Origin of the sequence: Bradyrhizobium sp. 157 (assembly GCF_023073815.1) — a bacterium.
Lineage (GTDB): Bacteria > Pseudomonadota > Alphaproteobacteria > Rhizobiales > Xanthobacteraceae > Bradyrhizobium.
Window position 1 is genome coordinate 12,969 of record NZ_JADPKF010000106.1, and the last position, 22,673, is coordinate 35,641.

Sequence of the window (22,673 nt, forward strand, 5' to 3'; positions counted from 1 at the left end):
CGCGCAGCGCCGGATGAGGGGTTCTCTCCGCGAATGCTAATGCGAGAGGTTCACTCGCGGAGAGAACCCCCCACCCGTCTCAATCGTGCTTCGCACGATTGATCCACCCTCTCCCACAAGGGGAGAGGGTACACCGCCGATGTTGAAGCTAGACGCGTAGCCCGGATGGAGCGAAGCGAAATCCGGGGACTGCCAACGGATGGTCTGATCCCGGATTGCGCTTCGCTCCATCCGGGCTACGTACTGAGGCTGGCAGCTACTGCCGCCCTAACTGCGTGGCTTTCTCGACGCGATCGAATCTCTCCAGCGACAGGATCGCATCGGCGAGCTGATCGGCGCGGCCGTTCAGCACGGGGCGGGCGAGCGTGAGGAATTTTTGCTGCATCGCCTGCGCGTCGGGAAACGTATCCGGCTCGCCGGAAGGATCGGCATAGAGCCGCTCATGCACGCCGTCCTCGGTGGTGATCGAGACGCGCGCGCCAAAAGGATGGGTGCGGCCGATCTCCAGTCGATCGTCCTGCACTACGTCGAACTTGTCGGCGAGCGCATTGACGGCGGCATCACCGAGCCGCTCGTAATCGTCCCAGCCGAAGCTGCCTTGGTCGAGCGCCAGCGCGCCGGTGAAGAACATCGAGAATTGGCCGCCGACGATCGAGGTCGGATGCCGCTTGGTGGCGGCATCGCCGGTCAGCGTGATGCCGTTGCGATGAAGACCGATCTCGACGCGCTTGATCTGATCCGGCGTCAGATTGTGTTCCCTGCGCATCGCGATCAGCGCATCCAGCGCCGCATGGGTGTAGCGGCAGCTCGGGTATGGCTTCACACCAATCTTGAGCGTCTCATAGGTCTTGCCGAGGCCTGCGACAGCCTTGTCTGGATGTGCATCGTCGCTGTAGCCCACGAGGAGCCCATGCTTGCCCTCGACCGACTCGGTCGAGCCGATAAAATTGTTGCGCGCCAGCGTCGCGGCAATCACGCCGTTCATCGCGGCGGCGCCGACCTGATAGCGCTTGTTCCAGGCGCCATTGACCAGAAACTGCAGCGAGCCCGCGGCCTGGCTGCCGGAAACGCCGAAGGCCGAGATGATCTGGTCCTTCGAGAGGCCGAACAACTTGCCCGCCGCGGCCGCAGCACCATAGGTTCCCGCCGTCGCGGTGGGATGAAAGCCGCGCGCATAATGCGAGGTCGGATCGAGCGCGTTGCCGAGCCGGCAGCACACTTCATAGCCGGCCACGATCGCGGTCAGTACGTCGCGCCCGGATGCGCCGACCATTTCGCCAACCGCAAACGCCGCCGGCACCACGGGCGCGCTCGGATGCAGCGAGGAGTCGGCATGCGTGTCGTCGAAATCAAGCGAATGGCCGAGCGCGCCGTTGAGCAGCGCGGCCACCGCGGGCGTCCAGGTCTTCGCATCGCCGAATACGGTGGCTTCGCCCTTGCCGTCCAGCGCCAGTGCTTCCAGCATCTTGAGCAGCGATGGCGTCGATTCCGCATCGCGCCGGGCCCGGATCGCGCTGCCGAGGAAATCCAGCGTCAGCACCTTGGCGCGCTCCAGCACCTCTGGCGGGATGTCGGCCAATTTCAGGTCGGCAACATAGGCTGCGAGCGTTGCGGTTTCGTGGGCCATCGTGTTTCCTCGTTTTGCCGGGCAGGGTAGGCGGGCTGATTTCGCCTTTCAAGCCGCCTCCCGTCGCGGGCATCAGCTATGCCTGGTGTCGTCTAGCACAGGCGCGGCGTGCAGATTCTGGAATGCGGCGCATGATGGCCTTCGCGAAACGCATGCTTCGCGGTCCAGGCTCGCCGTCGCCACGGTGGTGATGCCGGCCTCAGGGCGCAACTTGCCGCAGCAGGGCGGGCACGATCAGCCGATGAAACGGCAGGATGATTGCGAGATAGATCCGGCCGAGCCAGTTGTGCGTCTTGACCAGCGTCGTCGCGGTGACCTGCCTGACGGCGCCGGGAGGCGTTACGTCCACCACGACGCGAAAGTCGAGATGACGGTCGTTGAAGCCGGCGATCAGGCGATCCGGCGTTTCGCTGACGACGGGAAAGATTCCGACCATGTCGCGGGGGTCGCCCGGATCGTCACCCGACGTTCTCAGCCCGAGTGGCGCGACCAAAAAATTGCGCAGCGATAACAGCGCCTCGGCCCATCGGGGCTGACGCGCCATCATCCGCTCTGCTGCACGGCGGGCGTCGAGATCGCGGTCGCTGATTTCAATACAGAAGGCGTCGGCGAACTGAGCGCCGGCCAGCAGCGCACCGGCATCGACGGCAGGCGTGATTTCGCGGACGGTCATGGAGACGCCAGTCTGCTCGCCAGCAGCCGGAATCGCAAGACGAGCAGACTGGCGAAGACAACGGTACCGATCGACAATCCGATCCAGACTCCGCTGGCGCCAAGCGGTGTCCAGAACCCGAGTGCGCAGGCAAAAGTAAAGCCGATCAGCCAGTAGCTGAAGGTGGCAAATAGCAGCGGCACGCGCGTGTCATTCATTCCGCGCAGCGCACCGGCGGCGATGGTTTGGATACCGTCCGCGACAAAGAAAGTGGAGCCGATCAGCAGCAGCGTTGCCGTCAGCGTCGCCGTCGCGTCGACGGCTTCGCCGAGGAATATCTCGGCAATCAGGAACCGTCCAAGGATCACGGCGAGTGTCATCGTGGCCATGAACGCCGCGCCGAGGAGTATCGCCACGTAGCCTGCGCGCCTGACGGCGTTGCTGTCGCGGCGCCCGACCGCATGACCGACCCGGACGGTCGCTGCCATACTGATTCCGAACGGTACCATGAACAGGATGGCTGCGATTTGTAGTGCAATCTGGTGCGCTGCGAGTGCTGTGGTGCTGATCAGACCCATCAGCAGGCCGGCAGCGCCGAACAACCCGTATTCCAGCAGAAACGCCATTGAGATCGGCGCGCCGACGATCACGAGCTTCGCCATCAACGGCCAGTCGATACGCCAGATGTTGCCGAGCACGTGGTACTTTCGAAACGGCTGGCGCAGCGCGGTGAACCACAGCCCGGCGAGAAACGTGCCGAGATTGACCATGCTGGTAGCAAGGCCCGCACCGAACAGCCCGAGTTCAGGCAGGCCCCATTTCCCATAGAGCAGCAGATAGACCAGCAACGCATTCGCCGGGATCGCGGCCAGCGTGATCCACAGCACGGGCTCGGGCCGGTTCACCGCGCTCATGAAGCCGCGGATCGCGATAAACCACAGCGCCGGCAGGATGCCCCAGGCGAGGCCGAACAGGTATTGCTGCGCGGGCCCGGCGACGGTCGGCGCCTGGCCAAGTGCAATCAGGATCGCCTCACCGCGGAATGGCAGTGCCATCAGCGGCAGCGCGATCAACAGCGCCGCCCACAAGCCGACGCGCAGCGCGCGCCGTACCATGCGCGGATCGCGAGCACCGAAAGCCTGCGCCGCTAGCGGCGCGACGGCCGATACCAGGCCCATGCCGAAAGTGAAGGTGACGAAGAACACCGTGTGGGCGAGGGCTGCCGCAGCTACCGTTTCGCTGCCGAGCCGACCGATGAACGCCAGATCGGTCGTCATCATCGCGATCTGCCCGAGTTGGGTCAGCGCGATCGGCACCGAAAGCTTCAGCGTCTCGGTAAGCTCAATCGCGAGATGACGGCCGGGCACCGCAGCCGCGGCGGGCGGCGCAACGCTTGCGCGTTCGATTTTGTCGAGCGAGGTCATGGCAACAGACTAATACCGGCGAAGGACGAAAAAGTGACGCCGGCGTCCGCAGCCTAGTGGCCTTCGCGTGCCGGAACTCGGGTGATTCGCGCGCCCAGCGCATTGAGCCGCTCCTCGATGCGCTCATAGCCGCGCTCGATCTGGTCGGCGTTGTTGATCGTTGAGGTGCCTTCGGCCGCGACCGCCGCCAGCAGCATCGCCATGCCGGCGCGGATATCGGGCGAAGTCATGGGGGCGCCGCGCAGCCGGCTCGGGCCGGCCACGATCGCGCGATGCGGGTCGCACAGCACGATGCGGGCGCCCATCGAGATCAGCTTGTCGACGAAGAACATTCGCGACTCGAACATTTTTTCGAACATCAGGATCACGCCGTCGCATTGCGTGGCGGTCACGATCGCAATTGACATCAGGTCGGCCGGGAACGCCGGCCACGGCTGATCCTCGAGCTTCGGTACATGACCACCGAAATCGTCGTGGATCTTCATGGTCTGCCCTGAGGGCACCACGAGATCGTCGCCCTCGACGCCGCAGACGATGCCGAGCCGCTCAAATCCCATCCGGATGGAGCGCAGGTGCTCGACGCCGGCCTTGGCGATGCGCAGCGGCGAACGCGTCACCGCGGCGAGCCCAATCAGTGAGCCGACTTCGATATGATCGGGCTGGATCGAATAGCTTGCGCCGCCAAGCGTCGCCGGGCCGTGCACGATGATGGTGTTGGTGCCGATGCCCTCGATCTTGGCGCCGAGCGCGACCAGAAAATGCGCGAGGTCCTGCACGTGCGGCTCGGAGGCCGCGTTGCGCAAGTATGTGGTGCCATGGGCGGCAACTGCCGCGACGAGCGCGTTTTCGGTGGCGGTGACGCTCGGCTCGTCGAGAAAGACGTCGGCGCCCTTCAGGCTGGCGGCGCGGAATTCCAGCCGGTGGGTGGCCGTGACGGTGGCGCCCAACTGCTCGAAGGCGAGGAAATGCGTATCGAGACGACGGCGTCCGATGACGTCGCCGCCGGGCGGCGGCAGCGCTACCTCGCCGCAGCGGGCCAATAGCGGCCCCGCCAGCAGGATCGAAGCGCGGATCCGCGCGCAAAGTTCAGGATCGAGATCGGCGGCGCGGACCTCCTTGGCGTGGATCGCAAGCCGGTTGCGCGCCTGCCATTCGGCGGAAGCGCCGACCGAGCGGATCAGTTCGACCAGCGTCTCGGTGTCGCGGATGCGCGGCACGTTTTCCAGCGTGACCGGATGCTCGGTGAGCAGGGCGGCCGCGATGATCGGCAGCGCAGAATTCTTGTTGCCGGACGGCTCGATCGTGCCCGAAAGCCGGTGGCCGCCTTCAACGATGTACTGAATGGGAGGCACGGGCGCGTCCTGCCTCACACGTCGACATTGGCGCTGAGCGAGTTATCCTGGATGAACTCGCGGCGCGGCTCGACAACGTCACCCATCAGCTTGGTGAAGATGTCGTCGGCCTCGTCGACCTCCTTGATCTTCACTTGCAGCAGCGAACGCCCGTTGGTATCGAGCGTGGTGTGCCAGAGCTGATCGGGGTTCATCTCGCCGAGGCCTTTGTAGCGCTGCAACGCCACGCCTTTGCGGCCGGCGTCGGTTATCGCCTCGAACAGGCTGACCGGTCCATAGACGGCGGTTTCCGTATCCTTACGGCGCAACACCCCGGTCGGGTTCGGATAGGCCTCCTGAAGTCTCACGGCATAGTCGTCGAGCTTGCGGGCGTCGGCGGAGCCGAGCAGAGCGTCGTCGATGATGGCGACATCCTTGACGCCGCGGATGGTGCGCTCGAAGAAGAAGCCCTCGCCATCGGTGAAGCGGCCGGTCCAGCCGCGCTCGACCTCGTCGGCCAGCGCATCGAGACGCCTGGCTATGTAGTCGGCGGCGGCATTGGCGGTGGCGATGTCGCCGGTGATCCTCGGATTGAGCACGCCCGCGATCGCGGCCTGCTCGACCACCTTGCGGTTATAGCGGCTGTGCAAATTGTTCAGGATGCCGCGGATGACGCGCGCGTCCTCGACCAGCGACAGCAGGTCGCGGCCGCCGCGTTCCGAACCCGACGCCGGCTTGAACACGCAGTCATCGAGGCCGGTCGCAATCAGGTAATCTTCCAGCGCGCGCTCGTCTTTCAGGTACTGTTCGGACTTGCCGCGCGTCACCTTGTAGAGCGGTGGCTGTGCGATATAGAGATGGCCGCGGTCGATCAATTCGCGCATCTGCCGATAGAAGAAGGTCAAGAGCAGCGTGCGGATATGGGCGCCGTCGACATCGGCGTCCGTCATCACGATGATCTTGTGGTAGCGCAGCTTGTCGACGGAGAAGTCGTCACTGATGCCGGTGCCGAGCGCGGTGATCAGCGTGCCGATCTGTTCACTCGACAGCATCTTGTCGGTGCGGACGCGCTCGACGTTGAGGATCTTGCCGCGTAGCGGCAGCACCGCCTGGAATTCGCGGTTGCGGCCCTGCTTGGCGCTGCCGCCGGCCGAGTCGCCCTCGACGATGAACAGTTCGGACTTGGCCGGGTCCTTCTCCTGGCAGTCGGCGAGCTTGCCGGGTAGCGAGGAAACGCTGAGCGGGCTCTTGCGCGTCAGTTCGCGCGCCTTGCGGGCGGCTTCGCGCGCGGCCGCCGCCTGGATCACCTTGCCGACGATGACCTTGGCCTCAGCCGGGTGCTCCTCGAACCACGCCGCCAGCGCCTCGTTGATGACGTTCTCGACCACCGGGCGCACTTCCGAGGACACCAGCTTGTCCTTGGTCTGCGACGAAAATTTCGGGTCCGGCACCTTCACCGACAGCACGGCGGTGAGGCCTTCGCGGCAATCGTCGCCGGTGAGCGCGATCTTCTCCTTCTTCGCGTTAGCGTCGGCATAGCCGTTGACCTGGCGTGTCAGCGCGCCGCGGAAACCGGCGAGATGGGTGCCACCGTCACGCTGCGGGATGTTGTTGGTGAAGCACAGCACGTTCTCATGGTAGCTGTCGTTCCACCACAGCGCCGCCTCGACGCCGATGCCGTTGGATTCCGACCGCACCATGATCGGGGCGGGGACGATCGCCTTCTTGTTGCGGTCGAGATATTTGACGAACTCCTCGACGCCGCCGCTGTAATACATCTCCTCGCGCTTCTCGACCGCGTGTCGCATGTCGGAGAGGATGATGTGAACGCCGGAATTGAGGAACGCGAGTTCGCGCAGCCGGTGCTCCAGCGTCGCGAAATCATACTCGATGTTCTTGAAGGTCTCGCCCGAGGCGAGGAAGGTGACCTCGGTGCCGCGCTTGCCCTTGGCCTCGCCGATCACCTTCAAAGGCGCCAGCGAGTCGCCATGGGCGAACTCGACGAAATGCTCCTTGTCGTCGCGCCACACCCTGAGCTTCAGCGAGCTCGACAGCGCGTTGACGACGGAGACGCCGACGCCGTGCAGGCCGCCGGAAACCTTGTAGGAATTCTGGTCGAACTTACCGCCGGCGTGCAGCTGGGTCATGATGACCTCGGCGGCGGAAATGCCTTCGCCCTTGTGGATGTCGACGGGAATGCCGCGGCCGTCGTCGCGCACGGTCACGGAATTGTCCGCGTTCAGGATCACTTCGACGCGCGTGGCGTGGCCCGCGAGCGCCTCGTCGATCGCGTTGTCGACGACCTCGTAGACCATGTGGTGCAGGCCGGAACCATCATCGGTATCGCCGATATACATGCCCGGCCGCTTGCGCACGGCATCAAGGCCCTTCAGCACCCGGATCGATTCCGCACCATATTCGACGGGAATGGGATGCTCAGTTTCGGCAGGGGTCTGCCGGGCAGGTTCTGTCATGTGAAGCCTTCGAGGATGTCCCGAATCAGCTGCGCAATATGAGGCGCTGATTGATCTATTTGTGCCATGAAACAGGCACCGCGCCTAGCGCAATCTCTCTGTATGCAAGTTGTTGAATAAATGGCGGTTTTTTACTCTTTTTCAAGGTCTCCAAAGGCCGATTCTGGAGGCTCCGAAAAGCGCGATTCGGGGGCTGATTCTGCGCCCTCGAGCGCCGGATTTTTGAACGCCGCACGATGGGAAATGGCAGTCTGCTGCGGACCTGCTAGAGAAGGCGGTGCGGCAGCTTGTAGTCGTTGTCCGCCGTCCACAGCGATCCCGGGTTAGCCCTCCAATTGACCTCGCCTTCACCAAAATACCGGCCGGATGTCGACGGCCTCCGGGCCATCGCCGTGATGCTGGTCCTCAATTTCCATGCATTCCCGGACGCCATGCCGGGCGGCTTCATCGGTGTCGACGTGTTCTTCGTGATCTCGGGCTTTCTGATCACGGGGATCATCGCGCGCGAGCTGGAACTCGGTCGCTTCAGCCTGATCGAATTCTACAACCGGCGGATTCGGCGCATCTTCCCAGCACTGATCGTGGTGCTCTCTGCGACATTGGTGTTGGGCTGGTTCTGGATGCTGCCGTCAGCCTTCGCGCAACTCGGCGGCGACAGTTTCGCCAGCGCGGCGTTCTTGGCCAATATCGCGTTGTTGCTGCAGTCTGGCTATTTCGACGCCGAATCCGCCAAGAAGCCGCTGTTGCATCTGTGGTCGCTCGGCATCGAGGAGCAGTTTTATCTGTTCTGGCCGCTGCTGCTGATGTTCGCAGCCCGGCTGCGAATGAGCGTCATGGCGGTGGCCGTGGTGCTCGGCATCGGGTCTTTCCTGCTCAATGTCGCGTTGATCGGCTCGAATCCCGTTGCGACCTTCTATCTGCCGTTTACCCGCGCCTTCGAATTGCTCACCGGAGCGGCGCTGGCATACGGCTGGAACAGGGTTGGCCACAGCGTCAAAGCGAGCGATCGGCGCGCCTGGATCGGCGTGGCACTGATCGGTGTAGCTGCCGTGATGCTCGACAGCCATCGCGCCTTTCCGGGGTGGTGGGCGGTATTGCCGGTCGCAGGCACCGCCCTTCTGCTGTCATCGCCCGCGGCCTGGGTAAACCGGGCCATACTCGCAAGCCCGCCTTTGGTGTGGATCGGGCTGATCAGCTATCCGCTCTATCTCTGGCACTGGCCGCTACTGGTGCTCGGCGGGATCATCAAATTCGCTCCGCTGACCTTGCCGGAACGCGAACTGATATTGCTCGCGAGCGCGCTGCTGGCCTGGGCGACCTACCGGTTTGTCGAGATGCCGATCCGGTTCGGCCTGCCGAGCCGGCGCAAAATGTTCGGGCTTGGGGCGGGCATGGCGATGATCGTGGTCGCCGGTATCGCCGTCATCTGGGGACGCGGCTTCGATTTCCGGCTGCCGCCGGAAATCCGCGCGATGGCCAACGTGCAGACGGAGAGTTTCAAATGGCGGTTTCACGAGTGCCTGCTCGATCTCAGCCGTGAAACGACATTTGCCGATACCTGCATCGAACGCGATCGGCGTCCGCTGGTTCTGATATGGGGCGATTCGACCGCCGGCGCGCTGTTGCCGGGCCTGCGCAAAGCGCAGGAGGAGCGAGGCTTCGGCATCGCGCAGCTCACCTCGAGCTCCTGCATTCCGGCGCTGAACGCAGATATTGCGAGCACGCCCAACTGCCGTGCGATGAATGACAAGGTCTTGTCGCTGGTTCGGCAGATCAGGCCCGACATCGTGTTGCTGCACGGAACCTGGGAGAAACATCTCGACAACGTGACCGAGACGGTGGCCGCGCTGAAGAGGGAGACGAACGCCCGTGTCGTTGTTCTCGGCGGCGTGCCGATGTGGCGGCGCGGGCTTCCGTCCGAGGTGCTCCGATATTTCATGCTTCATCGCACGCTGATCCCGCAGCGTTCGCCCAATGGCATCCCGCCCAGCGCCTACGATGCCATCATGCGCGCCCGGCTCGAGCCGCTCGGTGCGGAATTCATCTCGGCGTCGGACGTCCTTTGCAACGCGCAGGGATGCCTGACGCGCATTGGCGATGCGGCAGGCGATCTCGCCGCGAGCGATCAGGTGCACCTGACCGAGAGGGCATCGATATTCGTGATCGAAGCGATCATCGACCGCCTGCTCGGCAGCGAGACATCTGCGAGCAAGCCATGATAGCGCGCTCAGTACATCTGCAGCGGCAGCACGTCGCCGCCGGGCCCGATCATCACGCCCCAGGTGTCGCCGGCGCCGATCTCGATCGAGTTATTGCGCGCTGGCCCGCCCGCAACTTTCAGCGCATACTGGTATTTGCCCGGCGGCAGATCGATCATCGGCGGCCTTGCCGATTGCGGTCCGCCGGCGGCGATCCTGATCGTCTGTTTGTTGATCGAAACCGTGGCGTCGCGCTTGCCGATATTGCCGAACATCAGTTTCCGATATTGCCGAACATCAGTTTTGATTGGCCCGGCTTCGGCACGACGTCGGCCTTGGCGGCTGCCGCCGGATATTTTTGCGCGAGATTGACCGTGATCTCGCCGTTCCTGCGGCCGAGCTTGAGGGTGGCCGGACCATCGGCAGAGGTGAACGCCAGTTGCGCCTGGTCCGGCTTCACAATGGCACCTTCGGTCTCCTGCCAGCCGCGCTTGCCGAGTTCGCTGCGGTAGAAGGCGAGCACCGTGTTGAGTTCGGCTGGGATACTGGCCTCCAACTCCCTGCGGAACGGGGCATCGCTGCCGGGCATTTTGCCGGTACCCATCGAAGTCATGGTGCGCTGCTTCGGTAGCGGCAAGGCGGAATCAGGATCGGGATCGAGCGTTTCTGCCATGGCCTTGCCGGACGAACCGCCGGGCGTCTTCGCGGTTTCGGATGCAGCGTTCGCCGTCACGAGCGCCGATCCATTGGCGCTGACGCGGACCTTGGGGCCCATCTGCATGGCAGTGAACGACAGGGTCTTGCGGCCTTTGGAAAATTCCATCAGCGCCATATTGGGTTGGTTGATGACCGAGGGCTTCTCCTTCCAGCCCTGCGGCTGCAGGGAGCTGCGATAAAAGGCTGCGACCGCCCTCACGCTGGAAGCGGAACTGAATTCGAGCCTGCCGTCCGCGCCGTCGAATTTCACATTCTCCGCATTCTCCGGCAAGGGCACCGGGCTCGCGCCGTCGCCACGCGCGCGGAGCGGCGCATCCGACAGATTGGCGGCTTGCGCGACCCGCACCGCCCCATCGGCGGCGATCACCTGCTTCGCCATAGCAGCGGCGTCCTTCATGAACTTCTCGTCCGCCTCCTTCTTCGCCCTAGCGCGTGCGGCCAGCGCCGCTTCGCTCATCTGCGTGACGAGACTGACGACCGTCAGGTCGTACTTTCGCCCGAGCGTCAGTGTTGCGGTCTGTTCGGCGGAGGAGAAATTCAGCGTGACGCTATCGGGCGTGACGACTGCACCCTTCGCCTCTTCGGTCCAGTTGCGGCTTGCGAGTTCGCGGCGATAGAAGGCAAGCGTTGCGGGAAGCTCGGCGATGACCGCTACTTCGAGCTGGCGGCGGACGGAATCGGAGCCGCCTACACTCTTCGCGGTCTTGGTCGGCTTCGGCTTGGGCAGGCCCGCCATTTCGGAATCGGCCTCGAGAGTCTGCGGCAAGGCGAATGGCGCAACCCGGATTTCCACCCCGGTCCGGCCGTCGTTCCGCCGCTGCAGCGTCAGCATGATCGGCCGTTGCCGATAGAAACCGTCGCCGTCGTCATGGGTGTAGTAGGCGCGGATGCCGTTCTCGATGGTCTCGCTGAACTCCGCGTTCGGCCATCGCGCCGCGGCATCGGCGGCGGTGAGCTGTTTCCAGCCGATCGCAGCCATCTCCTTGCGGAAGAAATCGAGCGTCGCGTCCAGGGCGGCAGGCACGATGCAGCCGAGATAGGGCCGGTGCTGGTCAAACACGATGCCGGTCGCCTCGGGCGGGAATGGTACGTTCGAGGTGATCCGGTCGGAGTTGTAGTACACGACGGATTGATCGGGACGGCCGAGGCCCTGAGTGAAACGTACGCTCAGCCCTTGCTGGGCTTTCTTGAACGTAAGGATGGAGCTCTTCTCGTCCAGCGGCCGCAAAAATTGCACCCAGCCGTCGGCGGTGAGCAGTTTTTTGGTGGCTTCAGCCGTGATCGCGACGGCGGTGCCAACGCCGTAGCTCAGGCTATGGGACTGGGTGCGAGAGGTATCTTCGATGGCGCCTTCCAGCCGCGGCAGCGTGCGGACGTCGACGATGCCGCCGTCGGCCCTGGCTGCTAGCGGCATTGCGGCGGCGACCGCGAAGATCAGCGGCAACAGGTGTTTTCGGGCCGGGATGATCCCGCGCTTGGTGTTGGGCATTTTCATCCCCGGTATTGATTGGCCGTTCTAGGCCGCGCGGCCACGAGGGCTGCGCCGTGGTAACGCCGCTTCCGAAAGCTAGTCGTTGCGATGCAGGATTTGGTTCAAGCAAGGCCGGTTCGCAGGCCTCAGGCCCGGCGGCTCACCTGGCCAGACTCGACGTCAAAAATCTCGCCGCCAGCGCCTATATCGACGAAAGCCGCAGGATCGGCGCCGGTCATCCAGACCTGCGCGCCGAGCTTTGCGAGTTCATCGAACAGCGCCTTGCGCCTGACGGGATCAAGATGGGCGACAACTTCGTCGAGCAGCAATAGCGGCACGATCCCGGTCATCTCGGCAACCAGCGTGGCATGGGCCAGCACCAGCCCGATCAGCAGCGCCTTCTGCTCGCCGGTGGATGCGTCGCGGGCCGGCATGTTTTTTGGTGCGTAGATCACCTGCAAATCCGTGAGATGGGGGCCGTCCAGCGTGCGGCCGGCCGCGGCGTCGCGGGCGCGGCTGGCGCGCAGGATCTCGCGGTAGCGATCCTCCACGGCGGTGGCGGATTCATTGACCAGCGCATTCTCCATCCAGCCGTCGAGCATGATCTGCGCGGACGGAAAGGCCGAAGCCGCGCCACGTTCACGCAGCATCGCCGCCAGTCTCGTCACCGTCTGGCCGCGCGTTGCGGCAACCGCAACTGCCAATTCGGCAGTTTCGCGCTCGATCGCGTCACACCAATGGTCGTCATAATTGCGCACTTCGAGCAGACGGTTGCGCGAACGCAGCGAGCGATCCAGCGCGGAAACGCGGCTGGAATGCTCGCTGTCGATCGCCAGCACCAGGCGGTCGAAGAAGCGCCGCCGCTCGGAAGCTGCGCCAAGGAACAGGCCGTCCATCGCCGGCGTCAGCCACACCATGCGCAAATGATCGCCGAACGCGGTTGCCGAGCTCACCGGTTCGCGGTCGATCCGGCACCGTCGGGTGGTGGAGGCGCCCTCCGCGGCCGGCGCATCGATGCCGGTGCCAAGCGTGGCAAGCCCCAGCGCGCCCTCGACCTCGGCCGACACCGCCCAGGAGCCGTCGCCCTGATTGTCGGCAACATCCTCCAGCGTCGCGCGCCGCAAGCCGCGTCCCGGCGAGAGAAACGAGATCGCCTCCAAGCAATTGGTCTTGCCGGCGCCGTTCGGCCCCACCAGCACCACCATATCGCCGCGCACCTGCACGCTCGCCGCGCGGTAGTTGCGGAAGTGCGTCAGCGAAAGGCGATGGATGCGGGAAGGGGTCATGGCGAATAAATCGTCGGCCTTTCTTCCCCTCTCCCCTTGTGGGAGAGGGTGGCGCCTCACGAAGTGAGGCGACGGGTGAGGGGTTCTTACCGCTCGGCGAGTTTTACGAAAATGTCCTCCAGCACGGCAGAGGGTTGTTGCAGCACGTCATTGTTCCAGTACCGCGCAATTCGAAATCCTTCGGCGATCATCACCGCTTCCCTCGCTTCGTCGCGTGTCGATGATGCGTGCTGACCTCCATCGATTTCAATGATCAGCCGCTTCTCGAAGCAGACAAAATCGAGAATAAAATTTCGAAACGGAACTTGCCGTCGACATTTGAAACGCGCGAGGCGTCGGTCGCGAAGCAGTCGCCACATCGCCAATTCCGCATCGGTGGGCTCGTGACGCATCTTCTTCGAAGCTGCGGATGCGCTTGGCAACCGGCCTATGATTTGGTGTATGCGGCGCGAACCCCTCACCCGTCGCCGAACTTCGTTCGGCGCCACCCTCTCCCACAAGGGGAGAGGGGAGGTCCGCGTTCGTTTTGGACGAAGCAGTCACACCCGCATCGGCATCAGCACGTAGAGCGCGCCCTTGTTGTCCTTGTCCTGCACCAGGGTCGGCGAGCCGGGGTCGGCGAGGCGGAGCACGGCGACTTCGCCTTCGATCTGGGCGGCGATATCGAGCAGGTAGCGCGAGTTGAAGCCGATATCGAGCGCGTCGGAGGCGTATTCGACTTCGAGCTCTTCAGTGGCGCTGCCGGAATCCGGATTGGTCACCGACAGAACGAGCTTCCCGGCGGACAACGCCAGCTTTACGGCACGACCGCGCTCGCTGGAAATGGTCGAGACGCGGTCTACTGCCGCCTCGAAATCCTTCTTGTCGACGATCAGTTCCTTGTCGTTGTTCTGCGGAATGACGCGGCCATAATCCGGGAAGGTTCCATCGATCAGCTTTGACGTCAGCACGACATTGCCGAGGATGAAGCGGATCTTGCCCTGCGACAGTTCGATTTTGACTTCGGCTTCATTGTCCTCGATCAGCCGCAGCACCTCGCCCACTGTCTTGCGCGGCACGATCACGCCGGGCATGCCGGTGGCGCCGGAGGGCAGCGCCAGATCGATCTGCGCCAGGCGATGACCGTCGGTCGCCACCCCGCGCAAGGTCGTGGCCTTGGCGCTGCCGGCCGTGTGCAGGTAGATGCCGTTGAGGTAATAGCGGGTCTCTTCGGTCGAGATCGCAAACTGCGTACGGTCGATCAGGCGCTTGACGTCGGCAGCCGCAAGCGAGAACGAGTGCGTCATGTCGCCGGCGGCAAGATCGGGGAAGTCGCTTTCAGGCAGGGTCTGCAGCATGAAGCGCGAGCGGCCGGCGCGGATAGCCATCACCGAGCGGTCGCCGTCGGCTTCCAGCACGATCTGCGCACCGTCGGGCAGTTTGCGGACGATGTCATAGAACATATGCGCCGGCACGGTGGTGGAGCCGGCGGTTCCGGTCTCCGCCGCCAGCGTTTCGGTCACCTCGAGATCGAGGTCGGTCGCCTTCAGCGACAGCCTGGCGTTTTCGGCGCGGACCAGCACATTGCCGAGGATCGGGATGGTGTTGCGGCGCTCGACCACGCGATGGACGTGACCCAGCGATTTCAGCAGTTGCGCGCGTTCGACGGTGACCTTCATTGCAATATCCGCCAGAGATGGAAAAGCCGGGCGGCCCGTCAAGGCAGCGCCGCGGCGTTGGAAACCCGAAAAGCCGGATCAGGATCGGATTTGATCAAACCCCCGGGGGGACCGCAAGGTGGCGCGGATGGGGCGCCGGTGCAAGGGAGGCAGGCCGCCGTTCCCCACTTTTGCGGCGAAAAATGGCGGCAGAAAAAAATTCTCCCGCCCTGGGATCAGGGCGGGAGAGGCTGGGGAGGAGCCAAATCCTGTTCCTGCCGCCGCTATTCCTGTAATTGCCGCTTCAGAGACTCGACCTCTTCGGACAGCGCGATATCCCGGGCCACCAGTGCCTCGATCTTGCGCACGGCGTGCAGCACCGTGGTGTGGTCGCGTCCGCCGAACCGGCGGCCGATCTCGGGCAGCGAGCGCAGTGTCAGCGTCTTTGCCAGGTACATCGCGACCTGGCGCGGACGAACCACGTTCGCGGTCCGCCGCGACGACAAGAGATCCGAACGGCTGACATTGTATTGCCGGGCGACAACCCGCTGGATGTCCTCGATCTTGATCCGCTTCGGTTCCTGCGGACGGATCAGGTCGCGCACTTCGCGCTCAGCCATTTCCAGCGTCACCGGCTGGGCGTTGAGCTTGGAATGGGCGAGCAGGCGATTGATGGCGCCTTCGAGGTCGCGGCCATTATGGGTGATAGTGCGCGCCAGATAATCCAGCACGGCCTCCGGCACATTGAAGCTCGCATGATGCGCGCGCGCAGCCGCCACCCGCGATTTCAGGATGCCGAGCCGCAGCTCTTCGCCAAGCGAGCCCATCTCGACAACAAGGCCGCCAGCCAGCCGTGAGCGCACGCGATCGTCGAGGCTCTCGAGATCGGACGGCGGGCGATCGGCGGCGATCACCACCTGACGTCCGGCATCGATCAGCGCGTTCAGCGTGTGGCAGAACTCGGCCTGGGTCGACTTGCCCTGCAGGAACTGCAGGTCGTCGATCACGAGCACGTCGATGCCGCGCAGCGCCTCCTTGAACGCCAGCGCCGTCTGCGTCTTCAGCGCAGCGACAAAGCCGTACATGAATTTTTCAGCGGTGAGATAGAGCACCTTGCGCTCGTTCCCCGAATTGCCGGCCCATGTCACGGCCTGCAGCAAATGGGTTTTGCCGAGGCCAACGCCGGCGTGAATGTAGAGCGGGTTGAACATCACAGGATCGCCGCGGCGGCCTTCTGCAACCTGGCGCGCCGCCGCATGGGCGAGGGTATTCGAGCGACCGATTACAAAACTTGCAAAGGTCAGGCGCGGGTCGAGCGGCGAGCCGCCGAGCGCATCATGGCTGGCGGACACCGGCGCAGTGGCGGTCGCGCGCAATTCGGGCGCGGGTCGGCCATTGGCGTGCTCGATACGGCGTTGATCGGTAGGCGCCGTCGGTTCCTTGGCGGGCGCGGCGGATCGCATCGCCGTGCGCACGGTGAGGTCGATCCGGTGTACTTCCGGCATCTCGGCCTGCCAGCAGGTCAGGACACGGTCGGCGTAATGCGCCTGGATCCAGCTCTTGAGGAACCGGGTCGGCACCGACAGGTGGACGCTTTCGTCCTGCACGGCTTCGAGGTCCATGCGCGCAAACCAGCTCGTATAGACGTCCTCGCCAACGCTCGTCCGCAACCGCCCCTTCACGCGCGACCAGCGATCCTGTTCCGTATTTGTCATTGCCTGAGAACTTTTCTGAATGAGTAATGGTGTCTTGTGAAATCGGCTGGCGGTACCCTTGCAGGTTTCCTGCCAGACATGACCTCGGCGCGGTGCTTCAACCACCAGACACAGATCTAACGTTCGGCGGAATCGCCGTTGCTCAGATCAAACGCTGGATGGAGTGAGAGAGGCTACCGCGAGGTCAGCGCGTACTCGATGCTCTCAGCGGAGTTCGTGTGGGAGGACGGCCAAAAACGTTGTTCAGGGATTCCGAAGCGGTCGCGATGGAAATGAGCGTGCCGAATGTCGCGTTGATTTCGTAAAGCATAGTACCTCCCCCTCTCGCCGCGAAAGCGCGCGGCGAGTAACCACATCACCAGTGTTTCAAAGCCAGTCTGCCGCTACCGAACATCCGCTTGTTCGCCGCTGCGTCCGCCGCGTACCTCAGTCTGTCGTCTTCAACACGTTCACAAGCTCCGCGTTCCCAATCGCTGCATCGTCGGCAAGCATCTTATTCCCCTTGTCTGGAGCGCGCTTGAACGTGAGCGCCCCCTGCGGAAATTTAGACACAGAACAACCGTCCTCATATTGCTATGAGTTACCAACTCAGCTTCGCTTGGAAAGCGTCGCTAACGCGCACACCGCCGCCGATTTGCACGTCCGTTCTTGGGTCTCATACCGCGCTGGTCAGGAGAGCCTAGAGCGTCGCGAACGAGTAACAAATACACCAAGCGCGATTTCTGACAATCCGTGATTCGACGATGTCGCGTGACTCTTCGGCGGTGTTGCAACACTGCAAATGCGACACTCCACACCAAGTTTTTGAATCAGCGCAGAGAATCCCGCGGCGCGAACGAGCGTGACAATTTTCGCGGCACGCGCAAAATTTTTTAAGAAACCGTTACAATCTTGGTTACCGGGACCAATTTTCAAAACGCTTGTCCTCGCTATGTGGATAAGTGATTAGCGAGACGAGGCTTTTCGGAATTGTTTTTGCAGGGTAACTCGCGCGAGCGGTGCGAGCGATCCGGCGGCGCGGGCGGAGGAGGCGGGTGTTGTCTGATCAGGTCAGCCGCTGCGGTCGCATTTCTCGCAAATGCGCATGGCAACGCCGGTGCAATAAGTTGCACCTCGTAAGACTACGGGTGCCCGAAATATGACATGCAAGCGGGCGCTCAGCAACGAGACAATTGAATTGTCACAGTCGATCCGGCGCGCGGGTTTTGGTGTGTGCCCGAAATCCAACAGGATGCACGTCCGTGACAGCAGTGAATTTCGGGCTCGTGCTCATGCGCCGGCATGGCAGAAAAACGAAAAGCCCGGCGGGGCCGGGCTTTTGACGAATATCTATTTCTGTCAGTTCACTTCGCGAGCTTGGCGATCGCGTGGGTCAGACGCGACACCTTCCGGCTCGCATTGTTCTTGTGAATGATATTGCGCTGCGCCGCTTGCATCAGTTCCGGCTCCGCGCGCTTCATCGCTTCCAACGCCGCATTGCGGTCGCCGCTCTTGATCGCTTCCTCGACGGTGCGGACGGCGCCGCGCATCTGGGTGCGACGCGACTTGTTGACAATGGTGCGGCGGGCAATCTTGCGGGTCGCCTTTTTGGCGGAAGTGGTATTTGCCATGTTCTCAACTATCCTTCGGCTGTCATCGCTCGGGTGGTCGGCCCTTGAGCGCGCCGGCCGTTCAAATTGCGTGATCGACGCTGGTTGTGTTTTCCAGGGTGTTCTGACGTAAGCCGTTCTTGAGGGTGCCATGGACGGAAGCCAAAATGCTCCCGCAACCGGCGCTGCTCAAAGAACAGCGGCGGCGGGATTGCGCCCGCCGCCATTGGGGGTCTTATAGAGGGCGCATCCTGCACCGTCAACGCTTTCCGGCCTCCCTGAAAGGTTGAAATAGCGGCGGAAAAGGGCGCGTAAGGTGCTGATGAGGTTGAATTTCCAGGGTGCCCCCGGTATTGGCTGACGGCCTTTTGGGGGCGACAGATATAAGGTGACGCATGATCCGCGGTTTTTTCCGGCTTATCGGCCTGCTCCTTCTGGCCGGCGGATTCATATTCATGGTCTATGACGGGGCCCGTTTCGTTGCCGACCAGACCCTGCGGTTTACCAGGTTCGGCCAGTTCTGGAACGACGTCCATCAGTCCAGCCAGCTTGCGTTCCGGACCTGGATCGAGGGTAACGCACCCTGGCTATGGAACAGCGTCATGAAGGTCCTGTTGGACCAGCCGGTCTTTGCCGTGCTGGGCGTGGTCGGTATTCTGCTCATGATCCTGTTCCGGCCGCGCAAGCCGCTGATCGGCTATTCGCGGGACTGACATGGTCGGTGCCGCCCCGGGGCGCCCACCGTAACAGGGCTGCGGCAACAGGCGTAAAGACATATATAGAAGTCCAACCGGCCGATGCCGTCGTCGCATCCGCCGATGCCCCGCCTGGAGGTACTCCATGTTGTTCATGCGCAAGACCACCGCGTTGCCGAGCGCAGCCGAAGCGCTGCCGGGCCGTGCCACCCCGATCCCGACCGCAACCACGCATTTCGTCAACGGCCGCAAGCTTCAGCCGCCCTATCCCGCCGGCCTCGAACAGGCGGTTTTTGGATTAGGCTGCTTCTGGGGCGCAGAGCGCAAGTTTTGGGAGCTCGGCGACGGCATCTATGCCACCGCCGTCGGTTATGCTGGCGGGCATACGCCCAATCCGACCTATGAAGAGGTTTGTTCGGGCCGGACCGGTCATACCGAAGTGGTGCTGGTCGTGTTCGATCCGAAGAAGATCACCTACGAGCAGCTCCTGAAGACGTTCTGGGAAAACCACAACCCGACGCAGGGCATGCGCCAGGGCAACGATGTCGGCACCCAGTATCGCTCGGCGATCTACACGTTTGGCGATGCGCAGCGCCAAGCCGCCGACGCGTCGAAGGCTACGTACCAGAAGGCGCTGGCGGCGAAGGGCCTTGGCGCCATCACCACCGAGATCGCGCCGGCGGGCGAATTCTATTTCGCCGAGGACTATCATCAGCAATATCTCGCCAAGAACCCGGCGGGCTATTGCGGATTGGGCGGCACCGGCGTGTCCTGCCCGATCGGTGTCGGCGTGAGTGCTTGATTCTTGCTTCTCTCAACCTTTCCCCGTGAAGAACGGGGAGAGGTTGCTTTGAGCGACGTCGTCGCACTCCACCTTCCAAAAAACCGTTTATTAACCATACCCGGTGCAAGACTAGAGCTGTCTCGCTTTGAGGGATGGCTCTGGTGCGGGTTGTGCGCGCGTTTCGAATACCGATCACTGCGATCATCACCGCGCTGGCGCTGTCGGGCTGCATGCGCACGACCGGGCCGGTTGCGGTCGCGCCGCAAGGTGATCTCGACCAGATGGCCTATGGCCAGCCCGACAGTCCGCCGCCGCGGACGGTCGCGGTCGACTCCGGTGGCGGCGCCATTGGCGCGCTTCGCGCCGCCTTTGCCGCGGCGCCACGCACGGCACCGGCACCCGCCGTCGTTGCCGCGCCTGTCGTTTATGCCGAACCCGCGCCCGTGCGATACGACGCGGCCTATCATCTCGATGCCGGCGACAAGCTGCGCGTCGTCGTCTATGGCCAGGAGGGCCTGACCAACACCTACGCAATCGACGCCGGCGGCGCGATCACGATGCCGCTGATCGGCTCGGTGCGGGCGCGCGGCCGCACCACGGCGGGGCTGGCAGCGGAGATTTCAGCGAAACTGCGCGCCGGCTTTATCAGAGAACCATCGGTCGCCGTCGAGATCGAAGCCTATCGGCCGTTCTTCATCCTCGGCGAGGTCGCAGCACCCGGGCAATATCCGTACGTCCCCAACATGACGGTCGAGAGCGCGGTGGCCATCGCCGGCGGCTTTTCGCCGCGCGCCCGCCGCGACAGCGTGACCGTCACCCACACCGATGCGTCCGGCACGTCACGCTTCGTCGTTCCGCCCGGCAGCCCGATCAGCCCCGGCGACACCGTGCTCGTCAGCGAGCGCTGGTTCTAGGAAGCCTTTTCATCGACTGTTATCTCGACTGCGGTTCTTTCCTGAGCATTTGCGTCAGGCAAATGCCTCGCATTTGACCAAGAATATCCACCATTCGTTTCGCGTTAGCGCGAACGCTGCGTCCTACATCATGTTGCGGAAGCAAATTTAGCAAATCGCTAACTTGCAGTGGCAGACCTGCGGTTTCGCACGTGCCTGGCGTGCTGTTGGAGCCCCGCAGCAGCCTCGGACCGGCGCGGTGCGATGAATTGGCGCTATGCGCTGAATGCGTTCGAAACCATGTTCCATCTTGCGCTGCAGCGATGTAGAAAGCCGTCGTTCAAATCTAGGCGCGCCGGTTTGTCGGTAGAGTGCCTGCAATCCGGAGTGTGACCATGAACTATCATTTGCCGGTCCGCGTGGTGCGTGCGGCAACGGCTTTAGTGTTGCTCGCTTCCATCGCCGTGACCGCGTTGTGCGCCTCTTCGCATCAAGCATCGGCGGCCGATCCTTATCCGAGCCGCCGCATCACCTTCGTGGTGCCCTATCCCGCGGGCGGCGCCACCGACGTCTTGGCTCGCTTGCTTGCCAACAAATTGCAGGAGTCGTGGAAACAGACCGTCCTCGTGGAGAACAAGTCGGGCGGCGGTGGCGTGGTCGGCAACGACTACGTGGCCAAGGCGCAGCCCGATGGCTACACCGTGCTGATCGGCATTACGCAGATCATTCAGGCGCCGAGCCTCGTTACGAAGCTGCCCTACGATGTCTTCAAGGATCTCGCGCCTGTCACCCAGCTCGCTTTGTCGACCATCGTTCTGGTGGTCCCAGAGCAGCAGCCGATCAAGTCCGTCAAGGAGCTGATCGATTATGCCAAGGCGAACCCCGGCAAGCCTTACGGCACCTTCGGCAACGCCACGACGTCCCACCTCTACGGGGAATTGCTCAAGAAGACCGCCAATATCGACATGACCCATGTCCCCTATCGCGGCTCGGCTCCTCTCACGAACGATTTGCTCGCTAACACGGTTACCTCGGCGTTCCAGGACCTGACCACGGCGAGCGCGCAAATCAAGGCGGGCAAGCTCAGGGCGCTGGCGGTTGGCGGTGAGAAGCGCAGGAAAGCGTTGCCCGACGTGCCGACGATGGCCGAACTCGGTTACCCCGGGTTTGAGATCGAAGGCTGGCTCGGCGTGTTCGTACCCGCCGCAACGCCCAAGGAGATCGTGAAGAAGCTTTCGGATGAACTCGCCCGCATCATCGCCTCGCCCGAGGGCGTCGCCGGGATCGAGACGCTCAGCCTCGTGCCGGTGGGCGGATCGGCGGAAGCGTTCGAGAAGGTCCTGCGCCGCGACTATGAGAAATGGGCCGATGTCGTGAAGGCAACCGGCGTCAAGGGCGAGTGAGATCCCTGCTTCGTCGTTCCGGGTTCGCGCTATCGCGCGCCCCGGAATGACGACAGATCGTCACTTCAAATACTTCGCGAAAAACGCCAGACTGCGCGGCCAGGCGATGTCGGCGCTGGCCTTGTCGTAGCTGGCGCGTTCGTCGCAGTGAAAGCCGTGCTGCGCGCCGGGATAGAGATGGATTTCGACCTCCGGCCGCTTGGCCTTGATGGTCTCGACGTCGGTTAGCGGAATGCCCGCGTCCTTTTCGCCGAAATGCAATTGCGTCGGCACTTGCGGCTTGTCGTCGGCAAAGCGGACAATGGCGCCGCCGTAATAGCCGACCGCGGCAGACAAGCCCGACAGCTTGGTCGCTGCCGCATAGGCGATGCTGCCGCCGAGGCAGAAGCCGATGATGCCGACCGGGCCGACATCCTTCACGGCGTCAATCGCGGCCTGGGTATCGCGCAGCATCGCGGCCCAATCCGGATTGGCGACGAATTTTCGCGCGTTCGCTACCTCATCCGGCGAATAGCCGCTGGTGAAATTCGGCTCGATGCGATCGAAGATCGACGGCGCAATCGCGACATAGCCTTCGCCCGCCAATCGGTCGCACACCGAGCGGATGTGGTGGTTGACGCCAAAAATCTCCTGGATCACCACGATCGCCGCTTTCGGCGCACCAGCGGGATCGGCGCGATAGCCGCCCAGTTTGAAACCGTCCGAAGCCGTCAGTTCGATATCCTGTCCCACGGGTCATCCATTTGCGTTTGAGTTGCACGAAATCTTGCGAGAAGG

The 22,673-nt window shown here is 63.2% G+C and carries 17 protein-coding genes and 1 pseudogene; 5 read left to right on the top strand and 13 right to left on the bottom strand.

Annotation, left to right across the window (positions count from 1 at the left end; genetic code table 11):
* Nucleotides 1-256: 256 nt before the first annotated feature.
* The 5 genes from IVA95_RS33375 to gyrB all read right to left on the bottom strand — a co-directional run bounded on the left by IVA95_RS33375 (nt 257) and on the right by gyrB (nt 7,508).
* A complete protein-coding gene (locus tag IVA95_RS33375; protein ID WP_247514368.1) occupies nt 257-1,627 on the bottom strand; it encodes an MmgE/PrpD family protein in 1,371 nt (456 codons plus the stop codon).
* A gap of 199 nt (nt 1,628-1,826) precedes the next feature.
* The gene (locus tag IVA95_RS33380; protein WP_247514369.1) at nt 1,827-2,300 is read right to left on the bottom strand and encodes a DUF2867 domain-containing protein; all 474 of its coding nucleotides are present in this window, start codon (nt 2,298-2,300) and stop codon (nt 1,827-1,829) included.
* Nucleotides 2,297-3,703: an MATE family efflux transporter gene (locus IVA95_RS33385; protein WP_247514370.1), complete on the bottom strand. Its 1,407-nt coding sequence runs from the start codon at nt 3,701-3,703 to the stop codon at nt 2,297-2,299. Before IVA95_RS33385 ends, IVA95_RS33380 begins: the two co-directional genes overlap by 4 nt.
* A 53-nt stretch (nt 3,704-3,756) precedes the next feature.
* The gene (gene murA, locus IVA95_RS33390; protein ID WP_247514371.1) at nt 3,757-5,055 is read right to left on the bottom strand and encodes a UDP-N-acetylglucosamine 1-carboxyvinyltransferase; all 1,299 of its coding nucleotides are present in this window, start codon (nt 5,053-5,055) and stop codon (nt 3,757-3,759) included.
* 14 nt (nt 5,056-5,069) lie between these two features.
* The gene (gene gyrB, locus IVA95_RS33395; RefSeq protein ID WP_247514372.1) at nt 5,070-7,508 is read right to left on the bottom strand and encodes a DNA topoisomerase (ATP-hydrolyzing) subunit B; all 2,439 of its coding nucleotides are present in this window, start codon (nt 7,506-7,508) and stop codon (nt 5,070-5,072) included.
* Nucleotides 7,509-7,843: 335 nt separating this feature from the next.
* On the opposite strand from gyrB, the gene IVA95_RS33400 reads away from it, so the two are divergent.
* Complete coding sequence (locus tag IVA95_RS33400; protein WP_247514373.1) at nt 7,844-9,727, top strand: acyltransferase family protein; 1,884 nt, start codon at nt 7,844-7,846, stop codon at nt 9,725-9,727.
* Nucleotides 9,728-9,735: 8 nt separating this feature from the next.
* Here the strand turns inward: IVA95_RS33400 and IVA95_RS39205 are convergent, their stop codons facing one another.
* From IVA95_RS39205 to rpsT, 7 genes and pseudogenes are all read right to left on the bottom strand, one after another.
* Nucleotides 9,736-9,981, bottom strand: coding sequence for a hypothetical protein (locus IVA95_RS39205; RefSeq protein ID WP_346658089.1), 246 nt, complete (start codon nt 9,979-9,981; stop codon nt 9,736-9,738).
* Complete coding sequence (locus IVA95_RS33405; RefSeq protein WP_346658090.1) at nt 9,981-11,912, bottom strand: hypothetical protein; 1,932 nt, start codon at nt 11,910-11,912, stop codon at nt 9,981-9,983. The genes IVA95_RS39205 and IVA95_RS33405 overlap by 1 nt, the downstream gene beginning before the upstream one ends.
* 128 nt (nt 11,913-12,040) lie before the next feature.
* Nucleotides 12,041-13,180: a DNA replication/repair protein RecF gene (gene recF / locus IVA95_RS33410; RefSeq protein ID WP_247514374.1), complete on the bottom strand. Its 1,140-nt coding sequence runs from the start codon at nt 13,178-13,180 to the stop codon at nt 12,041-12,043.
* An 86-nt stretch (nt 13,181-13,266) separates the two neighbouring features.
* Nucleotides 13,267-13,591 (bottom strand): annotated as a pseudogene (locus IVA95_RS33415) (endonuclease domain-containing protein).
* Between the two features lie 128 nt (nt 13,592-13,719).
* Entirely contained in the window at nt 13,720-14,838 is a 1,119-nt protein-coding gene (gene dnaN / locus IVA95_RS33420) for a DNA polymerase III subunit beta (protein WP_247514375.1), read from the bottom strand.
* Between the two features lie 263 nt (nt 14,839-15,101).
* Nucleotides 15,102-16,532 carry a chromosomal replication initiator protein DnaA gene (gene dnaA / locus IVA95_RS33425; RefSeq protein ID WP_247514376.1) on the bottom strand — a complete coding sequence of 477 codons (1,431 nt, stop codon included), beginning with the start codon at nt 16,530-16,532 and terminating at the stop codon, nt 15,102-15,104.
* Between the two features lie 1,343 nt (nt 16,533-17,875).
* Nucleotides 17,876-18,142 (bottom strand): 30S ribosomal protein S20, encoded by a 267-nt coding sequence (gene rpsT, locus IVA95_RS33430; RefSeq protein WP_028347803.1) that lies wholly within the window; start codon nt 18,140-18,142, stop codon nt 17,876-17,878.
* A gap of 374 nt (nt 18,143-18,516) precedes the next feature.
* Here rpsT and IVA95_RS33435 point away from each other — a divergent pair, with 374 nt between their 5' ends.
* The 4 genes from IVA95_RS33435 (at nt 18,517) to IVA95_RS33450 (ending at nt 21,896) form a co-directional block, all read left to right on the top strand.
* A complete protein-coding gene (locus IVA95_RS33435; protein ID WP_057844693.1) occupies nt 18,517-18,834 on the top strand; it encodes a hypothetical protein in 318 nt (105 codons plus the stop codon).
* Nucleotides 18,835-18,961: 127 nt separating this feature from the next.
* A complete protein-coding gene (msrA, locus tag IVA95_RS33440; RefSeq protein ID WP_247514377.1) occupies nt 18,962-19,618 on the top strand; it encodes a peptide-methionine (S)-S-oxide reductase MsrA in 657 nt (218 codons plus the stop codon).
* A 134-nt stretch (nt 19,619-19,752) separates the two neighbouring features.
* Nucleotides 19,753-20,514, top strand: a complete 762-nt coding sequence (locus IVA95_RS33445; protein ID WP_247514378.1) for a polysaccharide biosynthesis/export family protein — start codon at nt 19,753-19,755, stop codon at nt 20,512-20,514.
* 374 nt (nt 20,515-20,888) lie between these two features.
* Nucleotides 20,889-21,896 (top strand): tripartite tricarboxylate transporter substrate binding protein, encoded by a 1,008-nt coding sequence (locus tag IVA95_RS33450; RefSeq protein WP_247514379.1) that lies wholly within the window; start codon nt 20,889-20,891, stop codon nt 21,894-21,896.
* A gap of 60 nt (nt 21,897-21,956) precedes the next feature.
* Here IVA95_RS33450 and IVA95_RS33455 read toward each other — a convergent pair whose 3' ends face one another.
* Entirely contained in the window at nt 21,957-22,628 is a 672-nt protein-coding gene (locus IVA95_RS33455; RefSeq protein WP_247514380.1) for a dienelactone hydrolase family protein, read from the bottom strand.
* Nucleotides 22,629-22,673: the final 45 nt, after the last annotated feature.

Coding starts and splice junctions, on each gene's coding strand:
- IVA95_RS33375 (WP_247514368.1), bottom strand. CDS start 1,627: ATGGCCCACGAAACCGCAACGCTCGCAGCCTATGTTGCCGACCTGAAA.
- IVA95_RS33380 (WP_247514369.1), bottom strand. CDS start 2,300: ATGACCGTCCGCGAAATCACGCCTGCCGTCGATGCCGGTGCGCTGCTG.
- IVA95_RS33385 (WP_247514370.1), bottom strand. CDS start 3,703: ATGACCTCGCTCGACAAAATCGAACGCGCAAGCGTTGCGCCGCCCGCC.
- gyrB (WP_247514372.1), bottom strand. CDS start 7,508: ATGACAGAACCTGCCCGGCAGACCCCTGCCGAAACTGAGCATCCCATT.
- IVA95_RS39205 (WP_346658089.1), bottom strand. CDS start 9,981: ATGTTCGGCAATATCGGCAAGCGCGACGCCACGGTTTCGATCAACAAA.
- IVA95_RS33405 (WP_346658090.1), bottom strand. CDS start 11,912: ATGCCCAACACCAAGCGCGGGATCATCCCGGCCCGAAAACACCTGTTG.
- recF (WP_247514374.1), bottom strand. CDS start 13,180: ATGACCCCTTCCCGCATCCATCGCCTTTCGCTGACGCACTTCCGCAAC.
- dnaN (WP_247514375.1), bottom strand. CDS start 14,838: ATGAAGGTCACCGTCGAACGCGCGCAACTGCTGAAATCGCTGGGTCAC.
- dnaA (WP_247514376.1), bottom strand. CDS start 16,532: ATGACAAATACGGAACAGGATCGCTGGTCGCGCGTGAAGGGGCGGTTG.
- rpsT (WP_028347803.1), bottom strand. CDS start 18,142: ATGGCAAATACCACTTCCGCCAAAAAGGCGACCCGCAAGATTGCCCGC.
- IVA95_RS33435 (WP_057844693.1), top strand. CDS start 18,517: ATGATCCGCGGTTTTTTCCGGCTTATCGGCCTGCTCCTTCTGGCCGGC.
- msrA (WP_247514377.1), top strand. CDS start 18,962: ATGTTGTTCATGCGCAAGACCACCGCGTTGCCGAGCGCAGCCGAAGCG.
- IVA95_RS33445 (WP_247514378.1), top strand. CDS start 19,753: ATGGCTCTGGTGCGGGTTGTGCGCGCGTTTCGAATACCGATCACTGCG.
- IVA95_RS33450 (WP_247514379.1), top strand. CDS start 20,889: ATGAACTATCATTTGCCGGTCCGCGTGGTGCGTGCGGCAACGGCTTTA.